The sequence below is a fragment of the Serinicoccus marinus DSM 15273 genome (assembly GCF_008386315.1).
Taxonomy (GTDB): Bacteria; Actinomycetota; Actinomycetes; order Actinomycetales; family Dermatophilaceae; genus Ornithinicoccus; species Ornithinicoccus marinus.
In genome coordinates, this window is the sequence record NZ_CP043808.1 from 2,209,082 (window position 1) to 2,229,917 (window position 20,836).

A 20,836-nucleotide genomic window follows, 5' to 3' on the forward strand; every position below is an offset into this window, starting at 1 on the left:
GTGCGGCAGCCAGTCGACTAGACATGTGGATCTCCTTGATCCTCGACGATACCAAGCAGGTCAGCCTCGGCGTCGTCCTCGAGGATCCGAAGCGTGGAGATCTCGCCCCGCGCCAGGCGCCCGACAGCGCCCCGGGACAACCCTGTCGCCGCGGCCGCTGCCCGTTGGCTCGCGCCCTCCCCGAGCAGGCGACGCACCATAGCCGCCTGTGCCGGCGTGATCGACGTCGGCCGGCCCAGCTGCTTCCCCGACGCCCGTGCGGCCTCCAGGCCCGCCGCAGTGTGCTCACTGATCAGGTCAGCCTCCAGCTGCGCGACCGCCGCGGTCACCGTGAAGAAGAACCGTCCCGTCGACGTCGTGGTGTCGATCGCGTCCCGCAACGAACGCAGCGCCACCCCGCGGTGCTGCAGGTCCTCCGCGACCTCGAGCATGTGCCTCGTCGACCTGAACAACCGATCCAGCCGCCACACCGTCAACCGGTCCCCCTCCCGTAGCTCCACCAGCAGCCGGTCTAAGCCCGGGCGCTGACCGCGGCCGCTGCCCGCTTCGGTCACGATCCCCTCAGCGGGCACCCCGGCAGCCACCATCGCACGGACCTGCAGCTCGGCCGACTGCTCCAGCGTCGACACCCGCGCATACCCACGCTCAACCATCAGACCCCTCCTCGTCACGGGGGCGCAGCAGCCACGCACGCCACGATGCGACGACCGCGGTTAGTCGGCTGTCGCGCAGCTCCATGACCCCGCCCAGCAGCATCGCGAACCCGGAGATCAAGGCCGCGACCCCAAACAGCAGTTGTCCAGCCAGCAGCATTGAGACACCGAACAGTAGGACCGAGACCCCGAGCAGCAGCACCGCGACCCCGGCCAGCACATCTCCACCGCGCAGCACCGCGACCCCGCCCAGCAGCACCGCGACTCCGGCCAGCAGGGCCGCGACCCCAACCAGCGGAACTCCACCACGCACGCCCGCGACCCCGAACAGCGGGCCTGCCACCCCGAGCAGCAGGGCCGCGACCCCAAACAGTGGAACTCCACCACGCACCACCGCGACCCCGCCCAGCAGGGCAGCGACCCCGAGCAGCAGCAACGCGACCCCGGCCAGCACATCTCCACCGCGCAGCACCGCGACCCCGCCCAGCAGCACCGCGACCCCGGCCAGCCAGGCCGCGACCGCGAACAGCGCAGCGCTACCGCGCAGCAACGCGACCCCGGCCAACAGGACTGCGACCCCGAGTAGAAGGAGCGTGGCCCCGCCCAACACCTCTCCATCGCGCAGGTATGCGACCCCGGCCAGCAGGGCAGCGACCCCGAGAAGGCCACCCGCAGCACCTGCAGCAACCTCGTCAGCGTCAGCCTTCAGCGAACTCGCTCCCAGAGCTACGACGGCCAGCCACAACGCCCCAAGGACTACGACCTGAACGCCCCACCCTGCACCAAGACTGCTCAACGCGAGTGCGCCGGCGAGAAAGACAACGAGAAGAAGAGCCGCGACGAGCCGCGCCAACAATGAGGTGCCGTGCCGCTCGCGGGCGAAGAACTGACCCGGTCTTGCCGCCGCGACGATGACGGCGGCGAGCAGCAGAGTCAAGTAGGTCACCCAATGGAGCAAGGAACTTCCCCGCTCCGGAGTCACGAATCCCAGGGCGACAGTCCCTAGCCCCATCGCCGTGACAACGCGAGCCGGAGTCCAAAGGCCCGATGGCGTGGGCGTGTCTTCGCTCATGAGTCACCTCCAGCCGCTACGAAAGTTGAATCGGTGACGGCTTTCGAGCCGACAGGGTTCCGAGTCAGCCTATCGAGCCACCGCTACCCCAGCCGTGGCTTGACTCGGCGCGTCCCGCCAGAGCCGGCTCGGAAACGATCGTCAGTGAGCCACCCTTGACACGCCGTTGACTCAAGAGGATTCGCTTCGCCTAGCCACCGACAGGGTGTCGGCGCGTCCAGATACGGTTTCGTTATGAAGAGGTGGGTAGTGCCGGAGCACTCCAACAAGGCCGTCCAACGTGCAAGTCGCGTGGTTGGCAAGGGGACTGGATCATTCGAGGACATCCAGACGGCCCGGGACATCCTCAGCAACTACCGCCTGGCCCACGCTTTTCCCTTGAACGCTGTGACCATGACCGTGCGGCAGCGCGCGCTCGACGTCAATCCGAACGCGGTCGTCGCCGAGCGTCGCAAACGCCTGCCCACGATCATCGACAAGTTGAAGCGCCATCCCAGGATGAGCGTGACGACCATGCAGGACCTCGGTGGTTGCCGCGTGGTCTTCGACACAGTCGCCGAAGTAGATCAGCTAGTCGGCATCCTGGTGGACCTGCCGCGCAGCAAGAACCGCGTCAAGAAGACATACGACTACCTGCGCGACGACCCAGGGCCGCGTAGTTCCGGGTACCGAGGTGTTCATCTGGTCTACGAGTACGGGGCCTCCAAGCGCGAATATCACGGCCTACGGATTGAGCTGCAGGTGCGCACGCAGCTGCAGCACGCCTGGGCGACGGCGGTTGAGACTATCGACCTGTTCTCCCGCAGTGAGTTGAAGTACGGGAAGGGAGATCCAGACATTCTTCGGTTCTTCGTCCTGGTGGCCTCCCTCATGGCCCACGACGAGCGCACCGCCCCGGTGCCTGGCGCCGAAGGGTCGCCCGAAGAGTTGACGGATGAGTTGGCGCAGCTGGAGGCCCGCGTGGGCGTCCTGGGCCGGTTCCGTGGCTATTCCAAGGTCGTGGGAGAGCACGCGAGTACGGACCGACGCAACATGCTGACGCTCGAGCTTTGGCGCCGTGAGGGGCTTCTCACCGTGACGGTCCACGAGACACTGGCCGAGGCCGAGGCTCGACTAACCAAGCTTGAGGCCCTGGATGACGAGAACTTGGATGCGGTGCTCATCAACATCGCGCGCATCAGCCAACTGCGCGACGCATACCCGAACTACTTCGCGGATACCGACCGGTTCACCAAGTTTGTGCGAGCTCATCTGGACGGCCGGCTCCCTCGAGGATCGTGACACACGAGAAGCTGCCTTTGAGGCGGCGGCCGGGCTGGTCATGCGACCTCGCCACAGCCAGGCTGGCCGGCGGTCCCGCCAAAGATAGAGAAAGGGCCGGCCCACGGGCGGCCAGCCCGGGGTCACGGCCCTCGAAGCGGTCTGCAGGTCTCGGTCGAGAAAAATACCCGGCAGACGTTCATCTGAGTACACGGGGAACAGGTTAATGTAGGCCAGTCCTCGTCAGATCTCCGCGCACGACACTTGGCTAGTGTCGCCGCTAAGAGTCGGCACCCAGGGCGCCTCTTCCATGTCTGTAGACTAGCAGGCCATAGAGGACAGGTCAATTGATGATACCGATGGGCCTTGACAATGTCAAATTTGACGCTATTGTGAAGCAACAGTATGCGTTTTTATAGCAGGGTACCCCTACGTTCGCGTACAGTGTGCCACATACGCTCACTAACAGAGGGATGGAGGCCTGATGATCTCGGTGGACCCCGACAAGAGGGTCGACGCGCAGGTTGGCGACTCGCAGAGCGAGCCTAGCGCGTGGGACCGCCATGAGCGCGCTGAGCGCCAGTTCGGCCTTACCGCTGCCTCTGAGGAGTCTGTACGCGCGGCCACGCACCTAGATCGTGGGGCTGCGCGTCGTGATGCCGCTCCCGTGCGGAAGACCTTCGTGCGGGGCTCAGAGGGCGCCCCCTCGCCGCTCGTGGAGCTCTACCGGGGAGGACGCAGCGGCGTCGTGCCTATCCGGCTGTTACTTGCCCTGTTGTGGAAATGCTCTTCCCCGCCGTTCTCGACCTCCCACCCCGCTCGAGGATGGGCCACTCTCCTAGACCTCGAGGATCCCCCAACAAAGGGTGCGCGACGGGTACGAGAGGCGCTGAACAAGCTTGAGAAGCGCGGCTTGATCTTGACGGAGACAACACCCGGACAGGTCACTGAGGTGACGCTGCTCCAGGAGGACGGCTCACGCAAGCCTTACCGGCCGCCCGCCGAGGCCTACCTGAAGGCACAGGCCAACCGCCGCGGCAAGGCCGCGGCGGAAGCACACCGCTACTTCAAGGTCAGCAACGCCCTCTGGACCCGGGGGCACTTGCAGGTGCTCTCAGGGCCCGCCCTCGTGATGCTGCTCATCCTCCTGTCCGAACAGGGCGGTGAGGGCAAGCCCGTCTGGTTCAGCACATCCGTGTTTGACGCCCGCTACGGCATCAGCTCCCGCACCCGCGCCGCGGGGGTTCGAGAGCTGGTGGAACGCGGCTTGCTGGTCGTCGAACGAGCCAGCCTCCCCACTCGACCCGGCGGGAGTGCTTTTGATCGCCAGCGCTACCGAGACGTCTACCACCTGACCGGCGCCGCGCTTGTCGACGACAAGGCTCGAGCTGCCTCCCAGGCGTGGAAAGACTCCGCCAAACTCGCCGGCGCGCCATTGCCTCGCGCTGACGCGATCGACGAGCTGCTCGGGCGCTGAACCCGAGCCTCCCCACGCCACCAGGTGAGTCGAGGGGCCTTGCCCGGGATCCTCGGGCCGTCCAAGCTCTGGCTGCGCTACGCGGGCCCTCTTGACGCCTGACAGCGTTAGGTCTAAGTTGTGATGTGCTGAGAACCGTGTGGCAGCCACCGCGAGTAGGTTCAAATCGATTTCTCCGCTGCCCACGTTATTTCATGCACATTTCGCAAGTGTGTGAAGAGCTCGCGACACGCCCAAGTTCAGCATCACCCGCCAGGAAACCCCTACCGGGGATTCTTATGCCCTCAGTGACTGAGCGGGAGATGAGCATGAACCAGAATGACCCAACGACTCTCTTGGTGAAGAGCCGTTATTGGGAACTCGTGGCCCGTGTGGCCGCTTCTCATCTCGAGCAGTACGCAGCCACGGTAGAGGCCAACCCGGAGAAGGCCTCTCTGACCGGCGTGCGCGAATGTCTTCGGCAGGCCGAGATAGAGGTAGCGACCCTCGCTTGCGCGCTGGACGGCGATGTGTGGTGAGCTCGGTGGCCCGCGCTTAGTGTGATCAGGAAGCGTCAATGCGTAGATGCAATGAGTTGCTCAAGTGCGCGTTCTGAAGTAACCCCGTTGCGACGCATCAGTCGACGCATCACCTCATCTACCTCTTCTACTGAAACCTGCCGTTCAGACGCAATATCAGAGTTATTATTTCCCTCTAGCCAAAGACCAACAACTTGTCGTTCCTCTGAGGTGAGGCGTAGATCCTCGACACTGAGCGCGTCGCCCCCCAACTTGCGCCGCCTGCCACGCGAGCTGACGGACATCAAGGCCATCGCCACCAGACGCCTCTGCAACTGGGCGTCCTCCTCAGGGCTCACCTGGGCGCGGTAGATCGCGTCGTGGAACGCGTAGGAGGCGGCCTCGAGGAGGTCCTCTTCCGGCTCGGTGCCCTCATGCTGGGGCTTCATGCTCATCGATCCTACTCCCTGGGCCAACGGACGCTAATTTTACGGCGCACGGCTGCCAACCGCGAACTCACACTGCTGTGCGGGGCGCCGGTTGACCGCGCGTACTCTGCCGCAGTCCACTGCATCAACTCGACGTGCACAAAAGCGTCGAGCTCCTTCACAGTCAATATCTCCTGCAGAGAAATGAGCAGTGCCGTGACCTCCAGGTGGTCGACCACCCTGTCCTCGGACGCCTGTACCACCGCTCGTGCGTAGACACTGATGTCGGCGACAGGATGCTCGCGTTCGCTGTTGCGGTTGCACCATCTGACGAAAGCATTGCGGGCCGTCTTCGCGAAGTAGTGCCCTGGCTTTCGAATTGCATGTCCAGCCAGACGTTTGTTGAAGATCGCCATAGTGACGTCCTGCAACGCGTCCTCCCAGTCAGAGCCCATCCTGCTTCTATAGGGAGCCATGTACCGGGAGGCATACGAGGAGACGGCTTCCGCGATCTCTGTGATCGAGGCAGGCTCATCCGGACGTTGCAGTATGCGGCGTTCGGCACTCCCCCACTCTTCAGGCATGGCCGTCAGTGTGCCAGCCTGCCGAGCAGACCGGGACACAACCGCGCCGGGGGTCGAGATTCGTCTCGACCCCCGGCGGGTGTCAGGGGAGATCAGCAGTAGCGAGCCACATATCCCTGCGTCGCCCACGGCCGGATGTCCAGCCGGAACGCCGAGCACAGTCCCCGGTTGGCGTAGGACCGGGCGAAGTACTTGTGCGCGTAGGCAGTCGGGTAGTAGGCCGCCTTGATCTGCCACGGCACGAACCAAGGAGCGGCCGGAACGGCACCGTTGCCCAGGGCTCGCGTCTCACGGTGGCTGAGGTAGATGGTGCAGCGACCGTTGCCGCAGCGGGCGCTGATGGACGGCAGCATGACCGACGTGCTCACCGGGGTCACGGCCGCGGTCTGCGCGACTGCGGCCGTGGAAGCCGGCGCGGCCTCAGCTCGCGACGGCAGGGCGGTCATGCCCGCGACCGACACCGCCAACGCCAGGAGAACGGCTACGATGGTGCGCAGCTGGGCGTAGCTCAGGTGAAGGATGTTGGTGGTCTTGTTCATCTTGATGCACCTTCTTCGGTAGTGGTCCGGCCTGGTTGCCGACACACCCCCTTAGAGCGGTGGACCACGTAGAATCACGATATATGTGACCTATGTCACACCACGTGTTCTCGCTAGCTTGTCGAGGCTGACCCGGCAGTACATGCCGCCACACCACCGGACCGGATCGACGGTGAGTCCAAGACGGTCTTGGTAGAGGTTCTTGGCCGTCGAGTAGTAGGCGTAGGCTTTGCCAAGGGTCTCGCCCTCTGCCCACGACTGTAGGTGGCCGAGCGGCATCGACGCCGGCCACGGTCCCACCTGTGGATAACTCGGGTGGGCCGCAGATCGACCTGCGCAAGATCGGGGTATGCGAGTCATCGTCACGCGGGCACGCCGGGACCGGGTGGAGCATCTCGCGGTCACCGCTCCCGACGGCGCGACCGTCGGCGACCTGCGCCGGCATGTCGACGGCCCGGCCTTCACAGGAGAACCCGAGGAGCGGGGCTCCCTGCCCCTGGAGCACGGCAGCGACCTCGACGACGGCGGGACGTCTCCGGAGGAGGCGGCGGGGCTGCCCCGGCTGGTCGTGACCACCGGTCCGGACGCGGGTGGCACCGCGGCCCTGCCTCCTGGGCGATGGGTCACCGTAGGCAGGGACCCGCGCTGCGACCTGACCATCGCCGACCCTGGGCTGTCGCGACGCCATCTGCGCGTGCGCCAGGACCGCGACGGCGTGCGCGTCGAGGATCTCGCGTCGACGAACGGCATGGCCTGGGAGAGCGGCACGCGGCAGCCGTCCGGCACGTGGCCGGTGGGTGACCGGCTGCTCATCGGCGGATCCGGTGTCGTGCTCGTGCCGCGCCCCCCGGCTCCGGCGCGTCAGGTGCGCGGCGGCGGGGTCCGCGAGGTGGTCCCGTGGCCGCGCTCGGCGCGTGCTGTCCCGACCCGCGAGCTCGCTACGCCGGCCGCGGCGGCGCGTCGTCGGGTCCGGCCGCCGAGCGCCTGGACGTGGAGCCTGCCGCTCGCCGTGGCGCTGGCCGTCGCGCTGCTCCTGCGGATGCCCTGGCTGCTGCTCTTCGGGCTGCTCGGCCCGGCGATGGTCCTGGGCCACTTCCTGGGCGACCGCCGGGCCGCGCGGCTGGAGCACGAGGAGGCCCTCGTGGAGCACGCACGGGTACGCCGCAAGAATGAACACCGTGCGCGGCGCTACCTCGCGGAGGAGCTGATGCTGCTGCGCGACAGGCATCCGTGCCTGGTCGGCGTGACCACCAGCCTCGTGCCGCACCCCTCGACGTCGCTCTGGGAGTGCTCGGCGGAGGACCTGGAGGTATGCCTGGGCGAGTACGCGTGTCCGTCGTCGGTGCGGCTCGAGGGCGAGGCGCTGTGGCACGACGCGGCTCCGCTGCCGCTCACCCTGGCAGGCCCGCTGGTGGTCTGCGGAGAACGGGCGCTCCGGGAGGCCTTCGCCCGGTCCCTGGTCCTGCAGCTCGCGACCCGTCACCCTCCGACGCAGTGGACGCTGCTGCTCGACCCTGCGCGTGCGCCCGGTGCGGCCTGGGACCTGCTGGGGTGGCTACCGCAGACCAGCACGAGCGGGTCGACTCCCGACGGGAGAACACTCCGGTGGGGGGAGGACCTCCTCCTGGTCGACGACGTCACGCAGGCGCCGGCGGGCGCCACCCGCATCGTGCTCACTTCCGGCACCCGAGCCGTCCTCCAGGTCCCTGGGCAGGACGAAGTGACCTTCACCCCGACCACGCTGGGCCTGGCCCGCGCCCGGGCGCTCGGGCACGCGCTCGCTCCGTTGCGCGCCCGGGACGCGGTGGACGGCGATCCCGACGCACCGGCCCTGCCGGGCGGCTCCCCGCCCCTGGGCGAGCTGGTGGGGTGGCCCGACAGTGTCGAGGACGCGCTCACCACGTGGGCGGGGCATAACCCGGGCCTCGCGGTCGACCTCGGTCACGACGCCGCGGGACGCCCCGTGACGATCGACCTGGTCCGGGACGGACCGCACGCCCTCGTCGCCGGGACGACCGGCGCCGGCAAGTCGGAGCTGCTGCGCTCCCTCGTGGTGGGGCTGGCGCTGCGCCGCTCGCCGGGCGACCTCGCGCTGCTGCTCGTCGACTTCAAGGGCGGCTCCTCGCTCGGCGACTGCGCGCTGCTCCCGCACGTCACGGGGATGGTGACCGACCTCGACCCGCACCTCGCCGGCCGGGTGCTCGCCTCGCTCCGGGCCGAGCTGACCCGCCGGGAGGGCGTGGTCGCCGCCGCGGGGGTCAAGGACGCCGCCGAGGTGCCCGGCCTGCCACGACTCGTGGTGGTGATCGACGAGTTCCGGGTGCTGGCCGAGGAGGTCCCCGAGGTGATGGGCGGCCTCATCCGGCTGGCCGCCGTCGGGCGCAGCCTCGGGGTCCACCTGGTGCTCGCCACCCAGCGGCCGGCCGGTGTCGTCGGACCCGACCTGCGGGCCAACGTCAACCTGCGCATCGCCCTGCGACTGCGGGACTCCGCGGACTCGCACGACGTCATCGAGACCGCCCAGGCGGCGCTGCTCCCCGAGGGCAGACCGGGCCTCGCGCTCTGGCGCACCGGCGCCGACCTCCCCCGCGCCGTCCAGGTCGCCCGCGTCGGCCCACCCCGCCGCCGGTCGTCGTCCGGGTGGGACGTCCGGGTCGTGCCGGACATCTGGTCCGCTCGACGGGTGCTGGACCGGCCCGCGGAGGCGGAGGCGGAGGCGGACGACCTCGGCACGCTCGCGACCACGCTGCGGGAGGCAGCCGAGCAGGCGGACCTGCACCCGCCGGTGGTCTGGCACCCGCCGCTGCCGGAGGAGCTGGGGACGCTCTCCGGGGAGCCTCGTGCGTGGGCGCTGGCCGACGTCCCGTCCCGGCAGGCGCGGGAGGCGCTGACCTGGGACGGGGACCATCACGTGGGTCTCGTCGGCGCGGCGCGCTCGGGGCGTACGACGGCGCTGCGGTCCCTGCTGAGCCGGGCCGACCGCGCGTGGCTCGTCGTGCTCGACCTCGGGCGCGGGCTGGAGGGCACGGAGGCCGCCGAGCACCCAGGTCTCGTCGGGTGGGTCCAGCCGGACGACCTGGCCCACGGCATCCGCGTCCTGGACCGACTCGAGGGAGTCGTACGCGCACGTCAGTCGGCCGGTGCCGGGGCCGAGCACGTCCCTGTGGTGCTGGTGCTCGACGGCTGGGACCGGTTCGTCGACCTCTTCGAGCCGGTCGAGCGAGGCCGTGCGGTCGACGTCGCCCTGCGCGTCCTGCGCGAGGGCCCGGCGGTCGGGGTCGTCGCCCTGCTCAGCGGCGACCGTAGCCTGCTGCTCGGCAAGGTCGCCTCGACCCTGCCGAGCACCTGGGCGCTGCGGCTCAACGACCCGAGCGACCTGCTCATGACCGGGTTGCGGCCGCACCAGCTCCCCTCGACACAACCGCCGGGGCGACTGGTGAGCATGCGCGACGGCACCGAGGCGCACGTCGTCCTCCCCTCCGCTGGCCAGCCGGTGAGCCCCGAGGGTCACCCGCCGCTGGTATGCCGTGCCCTGCCCCGCCGGTGGTCGGCCGGGAGCGGGCAGTGGGCGGTCGGCGGGGACGAGGCGGCACCGGTGCCGCGCCCCGCAGGCTCCGTGCTGGTGATCGGGCCGCCCGGCTCCGGACGCACCCACGCCCTCGCCCGGCTGCGCGACGGCCGGCCCGCGGTCGTCGTGGACCCCGCCTCCCCGCCGGAGGTCGAGGAGGTGAGTCGCGCCTGCGCCGGGCTCGGCACCGGTGGCCTGCTCGTGGTCGACGACGCCCACCTCCTGGCGGGGTCACCGCTGGAGGACGCCCTGGTCGAGGTGGCGACGGCATACCGCATGGAGCTGCTGGTCGCGGCGGACGCCGAGGCCGCGGCGGGCGCCTTCCGGGGGCTCGTCCCGCAGGCCGCCCGCGCCCGCACCGGCGTGGTACTGCAGCCGGGCAGCGCCAGCCACGGAGCCGTGCTGGGCGTCAGCGTCCCGGTCGGGGACCTCCCGCTGCCCGGCCGGGGCGTGCTGGTGCACCGCGGGCGCTGCACGCGGGTCCAGGTCGTCGCCCCGGACGGGTGAGACGGGGTCACGCGTGCTCCTCGTCTGGGTCGCGCGCTACTGCACTGCGAGCCGGTTCGTCACTCGACAGCCTGCACGAGGAGGCTCTCAGGTGACATCGGGGCGCTCAGTGGACGAACCGGCTCTCAGTGGTCCACTCACGGCCGCGGCTCAGGCGGTCTGGTCGCGATCCTCCAGCCGACCCATGAGGAAGGTCGCGGCCACGGTGACCACCCCGAGGGCGAGCGTGCCGACGCCGACCCACCAGGGTGCGAGCGGCAGCAGCGCGATGCCCAGCGGCACCAGCAAGAAGTTGAAGGCGATCGCGGGAGCCTGCGAGCGCGGGTGGCGGCGCGACAGGCCGAGCGCGGTGTAGCTCAGGCCGATGATGAAGACGACCATCGTCACCACCGACATGATGACGATCATGAGGTCCTGCCCCTGGCCCCGCACCAGCTCGACGAGGTAGAACACCGCGAACCCGGCGAGGATCACCGCCTCCAGCGCCACGAGTGAGGCGGCGACCTGCCCGGCGGTGCGCTGGCGCTCCGTCGCCGGCGGCATCGGGGCCGGCGTCGCTGGGGTATGCCGCTCGCTCACCCGACCATCGTAGGTCGAGTCCGCCTCAGGCCGGGTGGCCGGCCCGGGAGAGCTCGCGGGTGAGGAAGCGGTGCGCGGTGGCATACCCCAGGCGCTCGTAGAGGCGGATCGCCCCGGCGTTGGAGCTGAAGACCGACAGGGTCGAGACGCCGGCCTCCTGCACCGCCCGCGCGGTGAGCGCCTCGGTCAGCAGCGCGCCGATCCCCTGGCCGCGCAGCTCGGGGCGCACGACGAGGCCGGCGAGGTGGGGCATACCGGAGCCGAGCTCGTGCAGGGCCCCGACGGCGACGATCTGCCCCACCTCGTCGCGGGCGGCGAGCCACAGCGAGGCGAAGCCGTGCCCGGGGAAGCCCATGTAGGGATCCTCGCCATGGGTGCGACCGAAGGCGTCGAGCAGGTCGGCGTCCGCGTCGTCGGCCAGCTCGACGAGCTCCAGGCCCTGGGCCGAGAGACCGGCCGGGTCGACCGCGGCGGCGGTGCGCTCGCACCACATGAAGGACCACCGACCCGAGCCCGTGCCGAGGTAGGCCGGGGGCAGCGCCAGCTCTCGCCCGTCCTCGGTGGAGAACCACTCCAGCGCGAGATCAGGGGCGGCTAGCGCGATCGCCCGCAGCGCCGCGGTCTCGGCGTCCGCCGGCGCGTCCGGCCCGACGACGGCGGCGCCGCCCCAGTGACACGAGCCGGGGCGCCACGGACTGGCGCACGCCCAGCCGTGCGGGCCCGCGACCGCCACCAGCTCGTGGCTGGTCGCGAAGCGGACGAAGGGGTCCTTGCCGGAGCGGATGAGCAGCTCGTCACGGTCGACCTGGCTCCATGTCACGGCGCGTAGCCTGCCACATCCGTCACACGGGGTCGCGCGCTCGGTCGGAGCGGGGCGGTGCTCGCCGCTCGCGCCCGTCAGGACGCTGACCTACCCTGTCCAGGTGAACGCGGCGGCCAAGCGCATCGTCCTGGAGACCCTGGGGTGGGTCGTCCTGGTCGCGGGCGTCCTCATGCTGCTGCTCCCCGGCCCCGGCCTGCGGCACCTTCGCCGGGCTGGCGATCCTGTCGACGCAGTACGAATGGGCCCGCCGGTGGACCATGCCGGTCAAGATCCGGGCGCTGCGCGGCGCCGCCGAGAGCGTCGAGACCATCCCCCGCATCGCCCTGACCCTGCTCATCACCGCCGGGCTCATCGCGGTCGGCGTGGTCTGGCTGATCTCTCCCCCGCCGCCCGGGTGGTGGCCGCTGGACGACGCCTGGTGGCTCTTCGGCGGGCGCCCGGTGGCGATCACCATGCTCGCCTCCAGCGCGATCGCGATCGGGCTCATCGTCTGGAGCATCGTGCGCTTCCACGGCAAGCCCGAGGCACGCGCCTGGATCGACCGGGTGGAGGCCGACTATCGCGCCTCGGTCGCCCAGCACGAGCGCCGGGAGGCGCGCGAGGAGACCGCCGAGGCGCGCGAGGCGACCGAGCAGGCGCGCGAGGCCGACCGCCGGGCCGACCTCAGCGAGCGCACCGCCCGCAGCGAGGCTCCCTAGCCACGCCGCCCGGGCTCGCGCGGTCAGTCGGTGGGGCAGCAGGCACCCGCGGGCACGTCCGGCAGCGGCGGAGCACCGATCGTCGGTATGCCCAGGCTCACCGCCGGCTTCTTCACCGCGCCAGGCGTCCCGCCCTCCTGCAGCGCCGCCCAGGCGTCCCCGCCCGCGGTGCGGCGCACGGCATACGCCCCCCGCTGGACGCCGGAGTCTGCGACGAGGTGGTGCGGGGCGCCGTAGGTGACCGCGACGGTCACCGCGTCCCCGGGCCGGGGCACCTCGGCGCCCTCCGGGACCGCGAAGTGGACCAGCCGGTTGTCGCGGCCCCGACCGGAGAGCCGGTGGGTCTCGGCGTCCTTGCGGCCCTCGCCGGGCGCGACGAGCACCTCGACCTCGCGCCCCTCGAGCTCGCGGTTGCCGGCCCAGGAGACCTCCTCCTGCAGCGCGATGAGCCGGTCGAAGCGCTCCTGCACGACCTCCTTGGGCACCTGCCCGTCCATCTCGGCCGCCGGCGTGCCGGGGCGCATGGAGTACTGGAAGGTGAAAGCGCTGGAGAAGCGCGAGGCGCGCACGACGTCGAGCGTGTCCTGGAAGTCCTCCTCGGTCTCTCCGGGGAAGCCGACGATGAGGTCGGTCGTGATCGCGGCGTCCGGGATCTGCGCGCGCACCCGGTCGAGGATCCCGAGGAACTTCGTGGAGCGGTAGGACCGCCGCATCGCCTTGAGCACGCGGTCCGAGCCGGACTGCAGCGGCATGTGCAGGCTCGGCATGACGTTCGGGGTCTGTGCCATCGCGGTGATGACGTCGTCGGTGAAGGCCGCCGGGTGCGGGCTGGTGAAGCGCACCCGCTCCAGGCCCTCGATCTGACCGCACGAGCGCAGCAGCTTGCCGAAGGCGAGCCGGTCGCCGAACTCGACGCCGTAGGTGTTGACGTTCTGCCCCAGCAGCGTGATCTCGACGACGCCCTGCGCCACGAGCGCCTCGATCTCGGCGAGGATCTCGCCGGGGCGGCGGTCCTTCTCCTTGCCGCGCAGCGCGGGGACGATGCAGAAGGTGCAGGTGTTGTTGCAGCCGACGGAGATCGACACCCAGCCGGAGTAGGCCGAGTCGCGCCGGGTCGGCAGCGTCGAGGGGAAGGTCTCCAGCGACTCCAGGATCTCGACCTCGGCGGCCTTGTTGTGCCGGGCCCGGTCCAGCAGCGCCGGCAGCGAGCCGACGTTGTGGGTGCCGAAGACGACGTCGACCCAGGGCGCGCGGTCGACGATGGTGGAGCGGTCCTTCTGCGCCAGACAGCCGCCGACCGCGATCTGCATGTCGGGGTTGGCCTGCTTGGCCGGGCGCAGCTGGCCGAGGTTGCCGTAGAGCTTGTTGGCGGCGTTCTCGCGCACCGCGCAGGTGTTGAAGACCACGACGTCGGCGACGTCCGGGCGCTCGGGCTCCGGCACAGCGGCGAGATCGGTATACCCGGCCGTCTCGAGCAGCCCGGCGAGCCGCTCGGAGTCGTGCACGTTCATCTGGCACCCGTGGGTGCGCACGTCATAGGTCTTGGTGCTGCTCATGGCAGCACCCAGGGTACGGCGTTCAGCCGATCACGCCGACCAGCCCGCGGGCGAGCGCGAGCGCCGCACCGGCGCTGGCGATGCTGATGGCCAGCGCCCGCGCGACCCCGAGCGGCACCACCCGGGCCAGCGGTGCGGCCACCGCGATGCCGACCGGCACCGCCGCGCAGGCGAGCAGCCACGACCACCACGGGAGCACACCGGGCTCGGGGGTCGCGCCCATGACCGCCTTGGTGAGGATCGAGGCGAGGTTGGCGGTGAGGAAGATCGGCTGCAGCGTCGCGGCCAGCGAGCGGTGCCCCCAGCGCGAGGCGACGCCGTAGGCCGTCATCGCCGGCCCCGCGACCCCGGCCGTGGTGTTCATGAAGCCGGCGATGGTGCCGGTGGCCAGGACCGCCGCCCGACCGCGCACCACGAGGAAGCGCTGCAGCCCGAGCGCGGCCCCGATGGCGAGCAGGACGCACCCGCCGAGGACCAGGTTGAGCACGTCCGGCGAGACCACGCGGACGACATACGCCCCGAGCACCGAGCCGACGACGAGCAGCGGGGCCAGCGCCCGGAAGCGACGCCAGTCGATGTCGGCGCGCATGACGACCGCCAGCAGCACCGCCCCGACGACCGCGGCGACGTTGCTCAGCGTCACCCCCGCCACCGGGCCGAGCAGGACCGACATGACGGGCGCGACCGTCATCCCCAGGCCCATGCCGGAGACCCGCTGGAGCGCCGCCCCGAGCGCCACGGTCAGCGCGAGCACGAGGGCGAGGGTCATGGGCACAGTCTCACCCATGGGTCGGGATGCTCCCCCTCCCGGTGAAGGCGTCTCGGCGCTACTGTGTGCCCCACAGGCGCGAGCGAAGGAGCACCGTCATGAGCGACCAGGCCGACCGCGAGACCATCGGCGACGACCTCGGGGTGTGGAGCGTCGACGCGGAGGACCAGCTGCAGCCGGAGGACACGCTCGACGGCGAGGGCGATGTGCTCGACCGCGGCTACCAGACCGGCGAGCACTACGTCGGGTCCAGCGCCTTCGGGGTCACCGCCGACGAGCAGTCGCACGAGGAGAGCATCGCCCAGCGGGAGCGGCAGGAGGAGTCGCAGCGGTATGCCGACCGGCACCGCCCCGACGGCGAGGCCCGCGAGATCGCGCGCGAGTGCCGGACGACCAGCTGGGACTCCCCGGAGGAGTCCGCGATGCACTACCACGACCCCGATGCGAGTCAGGACGAGCTGACCGAGGTGGAGTGGGAGCCCTCGGACGAGCAGCAGCGCGGCGAGGACGAGTAGCCCCCCCAACCCCCATGCGCCGCGCCGCGCGGCGACGTAGGGTCGGCCGGGTGAGCACCGGATACCTGCGCTACCCGCACCTGCACGAGGACCTCGTCACCTTCGTCGCCGACGACGACCTCTGGATCGCCCCGGTCGACGGCGGCCGCGCCTGGCGGCTGACCACCGACCACGAGCCGGCGCGGAGCCCCCGCTTCTCCCCCGACGGCGCGCACATCGCCTACGTCAGCCACCGCGACGGCCACCCCGAGGTGATGGTCGTCGAGGTGGCGACCGCCGCCGCCCGCCGGCTGACCTGGTGGGCCGGTTCGGTCGCGATCGTCCTGGGGTGGACCGCGGACGGTCGGGTGCTCGTCGCCAGCAACGCCGGGGAGAGCAACATGCGGCACGCCGTGGTCAAGGCGGTCGCGCTGGACGGCTCGGTGCAGCGTATGCCGTGGGGCAGCGCCTGGGGCGTCGCCGTCCGACCCGACGGGACCGTCGCGCTGAGCACCGTCGGCAGCCGGGTGCCGGCGCAGTGGAAGAGGTATCGCGGCGGCACCGCCCCGCGGCTGTGGCTGGACGACAAGGGGCGCGGCGACTGGAGCCAGCTGCTCGTCGACGAGCCGGCCTCGCTGGTGGACCCGATGTGGGTCGGCGACACCTTGCTCTTCGTCTCCGACCGCGCCGCGCGCTTCCCCGATCAGGCGCACGAGCAGGCCAACCTGTGGGCGTGGGAGCGGCCCGGCGGCACCACCGGGCGGGTCCGCAAGTCCCCCACCGAGCCGCGGCAGCTCACCACCCAGGGCGAGCAGGAGGGCTACGTGCGGGACGCCAGCACCGACGGCACCCGGGTGGTCTGGCACTCCCGCGGCGACCTGTGGCTGCTCGACTCGCTCACCGCCACCCCGCGCCGGATCGAGGTGGACCTGCCGGTGGGGCCGCCGGCCAGGCATACCGTGGCGGCCGCGGAGCGGCTCGACCACCTCGACGTCGACCGCGGCGGTGACGCCAGCCTGGTCGGGACGCAGGGGGCGACGTTCTGGGTGAGCCACCGCTCCGGCCCGGCCCGTGCCCTGGTCGCGGACTCCGCGGTGCGCACCCGCGAGCCGGTCTTCCTCGGCCACGACGGGGCGCGCGCCGTGCTGGTCACCGACGCCGACGGCGAGGACGCCCTCGAGATCCACGCCGTGGACGGCTCGGCCGCACCGCGCCGGCTGGCCGGCGGCGAGCTCGGCCGAGTGCTGCACCTGGCCGCCTCCCCGGACGGCGCGCGCGTGGCGACGATCAGCCACGACGGCGCGATCCGGGTGCTCGACGTCGAGGGCGGTGCGGTGCGCGAGGTCGCACGGTCCCGGCAGGGCGAGGCGCTCACGCCGCGCTTCTCCCCGGACAGCCGCTACCTCGTGTGGAGCCAGCCCACCTCGGGAGAGGGCGAGCACCACCAGGTGGTGCTGCTCGACGTGCGCGCCGGAGACGACGCGGCGCCGGTCGCACTGACCAGCGGTCGCTACCACGACCGCGACCCCGACTTCACCCACGACGGTGCCGCGGTGGTCTTCCTGTCCGACCGCACCTTCGACCCGACCTACGACGCGCACGAGTTCGCGCTGAGCTTCGCCGGCGCGACCCGGCCGTGGCTCATCCCGCTCGCCGCCGACCGGCCGGCCCCCTTCGGACCGAGCGTGGACGGGTGGCGGATCAGCGAGGCGCAGGAGGACAAGCGTGCTGGAGGTGATGCGGGTGAGGCCGGGGAGACGCCTGGGGACGAGGCGGCGCCGGCCAGCCCGGACCTCGACGCTGACGGTGCCGAGCAGCGGATCACGCCCTTCCCGGTGCCGTCGGCCGACTACCGCGACCTGCGGGCCGCCAAGGACGGGGTGCTGTGGGTGCGGGTCGCCGGTGACGCCGGTGTGCTCGGCACGCGTCGCTCCGGCGTCGAGGGCGAGGCGGCGAGCGACAGCCTGGAGTTCTACTCCTTCGCGAAGCGGACGCTGACGACGATCTCCGACGCCGTGGACGACTACCGGGTCTCCGGCGACGGGGAGCGGGTCGTGGTGCACCACAAGGAGTCGGTGCACGTGCAGCCGGCCGACCGCAAGCCGGACGACGCCGACGAGAGCAGCGCCGACAAGGTGTCGGTCGACCTGGAGCGGGTGCGCGTCGAGGTGGAGCCCCGGGTCCGGTGGCGGCAGATGTTCGACGAGAACGCCCGCATCATGCGCGACCACTTCTGGCGGGAGGACATGGACGGGGTGGACTGGGCCGCGACGACGCAGCGGTGGGCCCCGCTCGTGGACCGGGTGGCGACCCACGACGACCTCCAGGACGTGCTCTGGGAGACCGTGGGAGAGCTCAACACCTCGCACGCCTACATCACGCCGCCGCACCCGCCGGGCGACCCGGACCGCAAGCTGGGGCTGCTGGGCGCGGACCTGTCGCCCGCGGCCGACGGCTGGCGCATCGACCGGATCCTGCCCGGCGAGTCCAGCGACCCGAACGCCCGCTCCCCGCTGCAGGCGGCCGGTGTCGGCGCGCGGGTGGGTGATGTCGTGGTCGCCGTGGACGGCCGCCCGGTCGACCCCGCGGTGGGGCCCGGCCCGCTGCTCGTGGGCGCCGCCGACAAGCCGGTGCAGCTCACGCTGCGCCGCGAGGGTGCGGACCGTCGGGTCGTCGTCGTCCCGGTCGCCGACGAGGAGGTGCTGCGCTACCAGGACTGGGTGGCCTCGCGGCGCGCCTACGTCGCCGAGCAGGCCGGCGGGCGCCTGGGCTACCTGCACATCCCGGACATGATGAGCCTCGGGTGGGCGCAGCTGCACCGCGACCTGCACCAGGCCACCCGCGCGGAGGGTCTGGTCGTCGACGTCCGTTACAACCGGGGCGGGCACACCAGCCAGCTGGTGCTCGCCCGGCTCGCGGGCCGGGTCGTGGGATGGGCGCCGGCGCGCTACTACGAGGCGGTTGGCAGCTATCCGGAGCAGGCGCCGCGCGGCCCCGTCGTCCTCGTGGCCAACCAGCACTCTGGCTCGGACGGCGACATCGTCAACGCCGGAGCGCAGGCCATGGGCCTGGGGCCGGTCGTCGGCGTGCGCACGTGGGGCGGCGTCGTCGGGATCGACGGCCGCTTCGACCTGGTCGACGGGACCTCGATCACCCATCCGCGGTATGCCTTCTGGCTCGAGGGCAAGGGCTTCGGCGTCGAGAACCACGGCGTCGACCCGGACATCGAGGTGGTCCACTCCCCCGCCGACGTGGCCGAGGGCCGCGACCTGCAGCTGGACCGCGCGATCGAGGAGGCGCTGAGTCTGCTGGCGAAGACTCCGGCGGCGGCGCCGCCGGAGCTGCCCGAGCCCACGGTGCGCTGAGCCGGTCGGTTCAGTCCCGACCGTGCTCGGGCAGGTCGTCCAGCGCCTCCCGGATGACCTGGTAGGACACCCCGGCGCCGTAGCCCTTGCGCCCGAGGAAGGCGGCCAGCCGGCGGGTCTGGACCTCGCGGTCCAGCCCGCGCATCGTGCGCAGTCGGCGGGAGACGAGTGCCCGTGCCTGCTCCTTCTCCTGCTCGGGGTCGATGTCCTGCAGCGTCGCGTCCACGAGCTCGTCGGCGATGCCCTTCTGCCGCAGCTCCTGACGCAGGGCGGTCGCGGCTAGCCCCTTGGTCTCCTGCTTGGAGCGGACATACATCTCGGCGTAGGCCTCGTCGTCGACCAGGCCGACCTCACTCATGCGGTCCAGCACACGGGCCGCGACCTGCGGGTCGCAGTCGCGGCCGCGCAGCTTGTCCTCGAGCTGGCGCCGGGTGCGCGGACCCATGGCGAGCTGGCGCAGCACGATCTTGCGGGCCACCGCGTGCGGGTCAGGCTCCGCCGACTGCTCCTCGCGCCCTTCTGGGTCTGGCGGCCGGGACCCGGGCCCGGCGGAGCGGAGCCCGTAGGCGCTGGCGGAGGCCTCCGCCGCCGCCAGCGCCTCCCGGGCCGCAGACATCCTGTCTGCGCCGGCCATCAGAAGTCGACCGAGACCTCACCCGTGACCGGGTCCACCCCGTCCGGGAGGTCCTCCGTCGGCGCGGGGGCGCCGATGCCGAGCTTGGTCTTGATGTTGCGGTCGATGGTGTCGGCGATGTCCGGGTTGTCCTTGAGGAACTGCCGGGCGTTCTCCTTGCCCTGACCCATCTGCTCGCCCTCGTAGGTGTACCAGGCGCCGGACTTGCGGACGAAGCCGTGCTCCACCCCCATGTCGATGAGACCGCCCTCGCGGGAGATGCCCTGCCCGTAGAGGATGTCGAACTCGGCCTGCTTGAACGGCGGTGACACCTTGTTCTTCACGATCTTGGCGCGGGTGCGGTTGCCGACCGCGTCGGTGCCGTCCTTGAGGGTCTCGATACGGCGCACGTCGATCCGGACCGAGGCGTAGAACTTCAGCGCCTTGCCACCGGTCGTGGTCTCCGGGGAGCCGAACATCACGCCGATCTTCTCGCGCAGCTGGTTGATGAAGATCGCCGTGGTGCCGGTCGAGTTGAGCGCGCCGGTGATCTTGCGCAGCGCCTGGCTCATGAGGCGCGCCTGCAGACCGACGTGACTGTCACCCATCTCGCCCTCGATCTCGGCCCGGGGCACGAGCGCCGCGACCGAGTCGATGACGATGATGTCGAGCGCGCCGGAGCGGATCAGCATGTCCGCGATCTCCAGGGCCTGCTCACCGGTGTCCGGCTGGCTCACGAGCAGCGCGTCGGTGTCGACACCGAGCTTCTTGGCATACTCCGGGTCGAGCGCGTGCTCGGCGTCGATGAAGGCGGCGATCCCGCCGCCCTTCTGCGCGTTGGCCACGGCGTGCAGCGCGACCGTGGTCTTGCCGCTGCTCTCCGGGCCGTAGATCTCCACCACGCGACCGCGCGGCAGACCGCCCACGCCGAGCGCGACGTCCAGCGCGATGGCCCCCGTCGGGATGATCTGCACCGGCGGGCGGTCCTCGTCGCCGAGGCGCATCACCGAGCCCTTGCCGTGCTGCTTCTCGATCTGGGCCATGACCGTGTCGAGGGCCCTGAGCCTGTCGTTGTTGATCCCGGTCGCACCGGTGGTCTTGCTTGCCTGCGGCATCTGCCAGCTCCTTCGTCTCGTGGCGGGCGCGCCTACCTTCGACCGACGGTCAGGGTCATCCAGACGGGTGATCCTGCGTCTGCGTCAGACGCTAGGCGCCCCCGCCGACATACCCCGGCCACCACGACGAATCTGTGGACGACCGTGCCGACGGCGACACCGTGTGGACGACGATAGTCGAAAGTCTGTACGACTCCGCGGAGGGGTGTCGGGCGTGTCGCAGCGGCCTCCGGGAGCGC

General features: G+C 71.0%; 17 protein-coding genes and 2 pseudogenes. 8 read left to right on the plus strand and 11 right to left on the minus strand.

The genetic code is table 11. From position 1 onward, the window contains the following. Positions 1-17: 17 nt before the first annotated feature. Both FU792_RS10485 and FU792_RS10490 read right to left on the minus strand, forming a co-directional pair. The gene (locus FU792_RS10485; protein ID WP_033418820.1) at positions 18-653 is read right to left on the minus strand and encodes a recombinase family protein; all 636 of its coding nucleotides are present in this window, start codon (positions 651-653) and stop codon (positions 18-20) included. Beyond that, entirely contained in the window at positions 646-1,590 is a 945-nt protein-coding gene (locus FU792_RS10490; RefSeq protein ID WP_149814741.1) for a hypothetical protein, read from the minus strand. Before FU792_RS10490 ends, FU792_RS10485 begins: the two co-directional genes overlap by 8 nt. A gap of 384 nt (positions 1,591-1,974) precedes the next feature. Here FU792_RS10490 and FU792_RS10495 point away from each other — a divergent pair, with 384 nt between their 5' ends. From FU792_RS10495 to FU792_RS10505, 3 genes are all read left to right on the plus strand, one after another. Next, positions 1,975-3,006 (plus strand): RelA/SpoT domain-containing protein, encoded by a 1,032-nt coding sequence (locus FU792_RS10495; RefSeq protein WP_237740020.1) that lies wholly within the window; start codon positions 1,975-1,977, stop codon positions 3,004-3,006. 931 nt (positions 3,007-3,937) lie between these two features. Beyond that, on the plus strand, positions 3,938-4,462 hold the full coding sequence (locus FU792_RS10500; RefSeq protein ID WP_149814742.1) for a hypothetical protein: 525 nt from the start codon (positions 3,938-3,940) through the stop codon (positions 4,460-4,462). A gap of 308 nt (positions 4,463-4,770) precedes the next feature. Further along, positions 4,771-4,980, plus strand: coding sequence for a hypothetical protein (locus tag FU792_RS10505; protein ID WP_149814743.1), 210 nt, complete (start codon positions 4,771-4,773; stop codon positions 4,978-4,980). Positions 4,981-5,015: 35 nt separating this feature from the next. Here FU792_RS10505 and FU792_RS10510 read toward each other — a convergent pair whose 3' ends face one another. The 3 genes from FU792_RS10510 to FU792_RS10520 all read right to left on the minus strand — a co-directional run bounded on the left by FU792_RS10510 (position 5,016) and on the right by FU792_RS10520 (position 6,510). Further along, the gene (locus tag FU792_RS10510; RefSeq protein WP_161600242.1) at positions 5,016-5,408 is read right to left on the minus strand and encodes a helix-turn-helix transcriptional regulator; all 393 of its coding nucleotides are present in this window, start codon (positions 5,406-5,408) and stop codon (positions 5,016-5,018) included. A gap of 11 nt (positions 5,409-5,419) precedes the next feature. Continuing rightward, the gene (locus tag FU792_RS10515) at positions 5,420-5,803 is read right to left on the minus strand and encodes an RNA polymerase sigma factor (RefSeq protein WP_161600243.1); all 384 of its coding nucleotides are present in this window, start codon (positions 5,801-5,803) and stop codon (positions 5,420-5,422) included. A gap of 260 nt (positions 5,804-6,063) precedes the next feature. Then, positions 6,064-6,510: a hypothetical protein gene (locus tag FU792_RS10520; protein ID WP_022924908.1), complete on the minus strand. Its 447-nt coding sequence runs from the start codon at positions 6,508-6,510 to the stop codon at positions 6,064-6,066. Between the two features lie 349 nt (positions 6,511-6,859). On the opposite strand from FU792_RS10520, the gene FU792_RS10525 reads away from it, so the two are divergent. Beyond that, on the plus strand, positions 6,860-10,585 hold the full coding sequence (locus FU792_RS10525; RefSeq protein WP_022924909.1) for an FtsK/SpoIIIE domain-containing protein: 3,726 nt from the start codon (positions 6,860-6,862) through the stop codon (positions 10,583-10,585). A 150-nt stretch (positions 10,586-10,735) separates the two neighbouring features. On the opposite strand, the gene FU792_RS10530 is transcribed toward FU792_RS10525, so the two are convergent. Together FU792_RS10530 and FU792_RS10535 are read right to left on the minus strand one after the other, a co-directional pair. Beyond that, positions 10,736-11,164: a hypothetical protein gene (locus FU792_RS10530; RefSeq protein ID WP_149814746.1), complete on the minus strand. Its 429-nt coding sequence runs from the start codon at positions 11,162-11,164 to the stop codon at positions 10,736-10,738. A gap of 25 nt (positions 11,165-11,189) precedes the next feature. Next, positions 11,190-11,984, minus strand: coding sequence for a GNAT family N-acetyltransferase (locus tag FU792_RS10535; RefSeq protein ID WP_022924911.1), 795 nt, complete (start codon positions 11,982-11,984; stop codon positions 11,190-11,192). On the opposite strand from FU792_RS10535, the pseudogene FU792_RS19245 reads away from it, so the two are divergent. Together FU792_RS19245 and FU792_RS10540 are read left to right on the plus strand one after the other, a co-directional pair. Continuing rightward, positions 11,947-12,171, plus strand: a pseudogene (locus FU792_RS19245) (hypothetical protein); the annotation flags it as partial. The gene FU792_RS10535 and the pseudogene FU792_RS19245 overlap by 38 nt on opposite strands. 22 nt (positions 12,172-12,193) lie before the next feature. Next, positions 12,194-12,685 (plus strand): annotated as a pseudogene (locus tag FU792_RS10540) (hypothetical protein); the annotation flags it as partial. 23 nt (positions 12,686-12,708) lie between these two features. Here FU792_RS10540 and miaB read toward each other — a convergent pair. Beyond that, positions 12,709-14,241, minus strand: a complete 1,533-nt coding sequence (miaB, locus tag FU792_RS10545; protein WP_022924913.1) for a tRNA (N6-isopentenyl adenosine(37)-C2)-methylthiotransferase MiaB — start codon at positions 14,239-14,241, stop codon at positions 12,709-12,711. A 22-nt stretch (positions 14,242-14,263) separates the two neighbouring features. After that, positions 14,264-15,010 (minus strand): sulfite exporter TauE/SafE family protein, encoded by a 747-nt coding sequence (locus tag FU792_RS10550; RefSeq protein WP_022924914.1) that lies wholly within the window; start codon positions 15,008-15,010, stop codon positions 14,264-14,266. A gap of 98 nt (positions 15,011-15,108) precedes the next feature. Between FU792_RS10550 and FU792_RS10555 the strand changes: the two genes are divergently transcribed. After that, positions 15,109-15,525, plus strand: a complete 417-nt coding sequence (locus FU792_RS10555; protein WP_022924915.1) for a hypothetical protein — start codon at positions 15,109-15,111, stop codon at positions 15,523-15,525. Positions 15,526-15,575: 50 nt separating this feature from the next. Continuing rightward, a complete protein-coding gene (locus FU792_RS10560) occupies positions 15,576-18,869 on the plus strand; it encodes a S41 family peptidase (RefSeq protein WP_149814747.1) in 3,294 nt (1,097 codons plus the stop codon). Between the two features lie 10 nt (positions 18,870-18,879). Here FU792_RS10560 and FU792_RS10565 read toward each other — a convergent pair whose 3' ends face one another. Together FU792_RS10565 and recA are read right to left on the minus strand one after the other, a co-directional pair. Beyond that, a complete protein-coding gene (locus FU792_RS10565) occupies positions 18,880-19,503 on the minus strand; it encodes a regulatory protein RecX (protein ID WP_028130999.1) in 624 nt (207 codons plus the stop codon). After that, on the minus strand, positions 19,503-20,597 hold the full coding sequence (recA, locus tag FU792_RS10570; protein WP_022924918.1) for a recombinase RecA: 1,095 nt from the start codon (positions 20,595-20,597) through the stop codon (positions 19,503-19,505). Before recA ends, FU792_RS10565 begins: the two co-directional genes overlap by 1 nt. Positions 20,598-20,836 lie beyond the last annotated feature (239 nt).